The organism is Bacillus sp. P4_D3, assembly GCF_056401855.1.
In genome coordinates this window covers 1-4,155 of sequence record NZ_JBFUIN010000278.1, presented here as the reverse complement: position 1 = coordinate 4,155, position 4,155 = coordinate 1, and the positions used below count along the sequence as shown (strand labels likewise).

2 protein-coding genes are annotated in these 4,155 nt (G+C 31.9%); one reads left to right on the top strand and one right to left on the bottom strand.

Translation table 11 applies throughout. From position 1 onward, the window contains the following. The coding region (locus AC1DTM_RS19265; protein ID WP_477000668.1) for an undecaprenyldiphospho-muramoylpentapeptide beta-N-acetylglucosaminyltransferase at positions 1-719 on the top strand (719 nt) is incomplete at its 5' end. A gap of 112 nt (positions 720-831) precedes the next feature. Here the strand turns inward: AC1DTM_RS19265 and AC1DTM_RS19260 are convergent. After that, entirely contained in the window at positions 832-3,552 is a 2,721-nt protein-coding gene (locus tag AC1DTM_RS19260; RefSeq protein ID WP_016105933.1) for a bifunctional diguanylate cyclase/phosphodiesterase, read from the bottom strand. Between the last annotated feature and the right edge of the window lie 603 nt (positions 3,553-4,155).

Below are 4,155 nucleotides of genomic sequence, written 5' to 3'. Positions count from 1 at the left end.
TCGTAATACGTGAGCCAGATAGTACGTTAGGGTTAGCAAATAAAATAGCATTACCTTTTGCTACAAAACTATGCACAACATTCCCTCATACAGGGGAGAATGTAAGTAATGAGAAAAAGGTTTATGTAGGACCAATTGTAAGGGAAGAAATTGAGAGCGGTAACGTATTACGAGGAAGAAGCTATTGTAAATTTAGGCAAGATAAACCGGTACTGTTAATAATGGGTGGGAGTCAAGGTGCACAATGGATAAATGATATGGTAAGGAAAAGTTTAGATACATTATTATTAAGTTTTAATATTGTTCATATGTGTGGTAAAGGGAAGGTGGATCCATCTATTGGAATGGAAGGTTATATGCAATTTGAATATATAGGCGAAGAGTTGCCGCATATACTGAATATGGCAAGTGTTGTAGTTTCCAGAGCGGGTTCTACTGCTATTTCTGAATTGTTATTTTTGAAGAAACCTATGTTGCTTATTCCGTTAACTAATGGTTCCAGTAGAGGGGATCAAGTTTTAAATGCTGACTATTTTGCACGACAAGGGTATGCGGAAGTATTACTTCAAGATAGAATAAGCGCCAGTACATTTACAGATGCGGTAAATAAGTTGTATGCCAATAAGGAGAGATATATTCAAAACATGAATGGATTTAAGAAAACAAATGATGAGGGAATTCATCAATTAATAGATATAATAAATGAAGTGGTGAAGTAATAGAAATTTAAATGAAAAAACAAAAGGAAAGAAGGTATCTTCTTTCCTTTTTACTATAGTTGTTCAAATTCATTGTTACTTATGCCGATTATATTCTGTATAGAGCTATATACTATGGACGAATACCGTTTTCTAACAGCTTAGTAAATTCATTTGTATAAATAGGTTTACTGTAATAATAACCTTGAATAAACTGACATTTATTTTTTTGAAGGAAATTTACGTGTTCTTTCGTTTCTACACCTTCAGCAATGACAGACATTCCTAATGTATGTGCTAATGTGATGATCGTTTTAATGATTTCCATTCCATCTTCACACGTTTCAGACATTGTAATAAATTCTCTTGGGATTTTTAACGTATCGATTGGATATAAAGGTAAGTAGGCTAGGGAAGAATAGCCTGTACCAAAGTCGTCGATTGAAATGTGAATCCCTAAACTTTTTAGTGTACGCAGTTTTATCAATGTTTCTCTCTCATCCATCATTGCAATGCGTTCTGTTAATTCTAGATCAAGGGAACTTGCTGGTAAGCCTGTAGTTGTTAAAGTAGAAGAAATAGATTTTACAAAGTCTTCTTGTTCAAATTCTTTAGCAGATAAATTTACTCCTATTTTTAAATGAGAATATCCGAGTGTGTGCCAACGTTTCATTTCCTGACAGGCTTGCTGTAATGTCCATTTTCCTATTGGAATAATTTGTAGTGTTTCTTCGGCGATAGGGATAAATTCATATGGAGAAATAACACCTAATTCGGGATGGTTCCATCTGATTAAAGCTTCGGCACCGATAATTTTATTTGATTTGCTATCAACTTGAGGTTGATATAAAAGGAACAATTCTTCATTTTGAATTGCGTTTGGTAAATCTTTCTCTAATCGTAATCGTCTTTCGATTTTTTTAGCGATTACATCGTCATAAATAGAGACAGAGTTAAGCTCTTTTTCCTTAGCATCATACATTGCAACATTAGCGTTTTTTAAGAGTGTAGCGGTATCAATTCCACCAGATGGATATATAGCGATGCCGATACTAAGTGATAAAGTTAATTTATGCTCATGTAGGACAAACGGTTTTTTCATGCCTTCAAATAATTGGTTACATAACTTGAATAAGGAATCATGGTCCGTATAGTTTTCGATTAAAATTGTAAATTCATCGCCACCGATTCTTGACACAAGAGTATGTGATGGAAGACATGATTGGAATCGCTTTGCTACCTCTTCTAATATGTAATCACCTGACGAATGCCCCAGTGTATCGTTAATTACTTTAAAGCGGTCTAAATCTAAATATAATAATGCGAACTCACTTTGTGCTGTTTTAGCATTTTTTATAACTTTTCTTAATTTCTTATGAAAAAAGGCACGGTTCCCAATTTTCGTTACAGTATCATGGAATGCTAAATATTTAATTTCTTCTTGTTGTTTTTTTAATGCGGTAATATCCTTTACCATAATATAGCTTCCTGAAATTTGTCCATCTATCATAATAGGAACGATGGTAACGTATAAAAAATAAGTAAAGCCATCTTTATATTGAGAACTAAGTTGTAAAGATGCGGATTCTTGTTGTTTAACCTTTTCTAATGCAGATGCTAGTTTATGTTTATCTTCTTTTAAAATAATCGAAAAACATGTTTCACCAAGTAACTCGTTTGTTGGCGCTCCAAGTAGCATACTCCCGGCTTTATTTACATTTAAGAATATTCCATTTAAATCAATCGTAAAAATAGGATCAGGATGATATTCATATAATGATTTAAACTTTTGTTGTTTTTGAGATAGAGCCTCTGATTTATGGACTAAATCAGAAGTCCTTAAAGTAACTTTTTCTTCTAGTTGAGCATTAAATGCTTGTAGACGTTTTGTTAGAGTAGCGTTTTGCATACCTACAATAGAATGTCGAATAAGTACAAAAACAAAAGCGATACAATTTCCTGTAATGAGAGTGGAAGATGATGTTTGTTCTTTTAATGTAAACCCGATTAGTATTGCAACAGCAAGATAGGGAAATACGACTAAAACTTTCTTTCCTAGTATAGGGTTTACAATGAAATAATTTTTATGGCTGTTATCATCTTCTGAAATAGACCCAGCTATTGCGATAAGCAATATAGGTATTCTATATAAAAGACGTAAAAATGTTATAGTGTCAGTTGATAAATGGGTATTTAAGTAAAAGTAAATATAGTTAAAAGTTGCAGAACTAATTAATACAAAAATAAAGATATAAATTTTCCGCTTGGACTTAAAAATTGTTGGGCGGAAAAAGAGACTAACACCTAGTAGAAGAAATAATAGATCTGCAATTGGATATAGAAATGAAAGGAAAACATCTCCGAGTGAAAGTGAGAATATATTTAAATTTGGCTGATTAAATAAATACCATTCTAATGTGAATATGGAAGTAAGTACTATACATATATCACAAATAAAGAAAGCTTTTTCCCATTTATTGCATTCTTTTAAGATCTTATAGCAGAAAGCGATAAGACAGAAGAATAGAAAAAACATGTAAAATACATCAGAAACAGCAAAATGATGTATTGGAAGTTCGAAAAAGGTATCTTGATACGTATATACTACTTTTCCTAATAAAAAACTACCAATTGCAATTGTAATACATATCCAAAAAGGATTTGAACTAACTTTTTTAGAATATATAGAGTAAATTAGCGATATAAATGTAATGGCTTCAACGATGAGTGAAGCGAAGCGTACATTGAAATTTGAAAAATGAGTAGGGAACAGAAAGAAAAACATAAAATAGATTGAATAGCATATTAATGTTGTGATTAATATACATATCTGTAAATTTTTATTTAATTTCAAAAAAATCACCTTCTTTAAATATGTACTATATTCGCAATATCTATACGTAATAATATTACTTAAGGATTGTATCAGATTTCCTTATAAAAAGCATGCTTATAAGGAAAAAAACAAGAGTGCAATAATTCTTGAAAATGAAAAAACACTACATTTAATGATTTTTAGTGTATCAAGATTTTAGATGGGAATTGTATATTTAGTCATCCAGTATATTTTAAAGGTTTTTTAGTGCTTTGCAAGTGGAGATGCAAATTTGCATATAAAGTGAAACTTTAATCAGTTGGGGTTTTGTCCATCCCCACTGATTTTTAGCCCTCACCAATCGGGCTTTTACGGGCAGCCCGACTCCCACATAACTTCCTCGCGTTCGCCGAATTTTGAGGTGGTAGTCTTACTGCCCGCAAATAGCGGGATAAAATGATGGGAACTTCTCTCTAGATGAGGTGAGTTTTTCGTTATTATAGAGTATTAAGTAAGACCTTTGTATGTAGCTATTCTCATACTAATGAGGGATTAAAGAAACGTGTTGATTATATACAATAATATGTAATACAGTAATTAATTTTTAATATGGAGGAAAAATCATGATGAAATGGGTGAAGT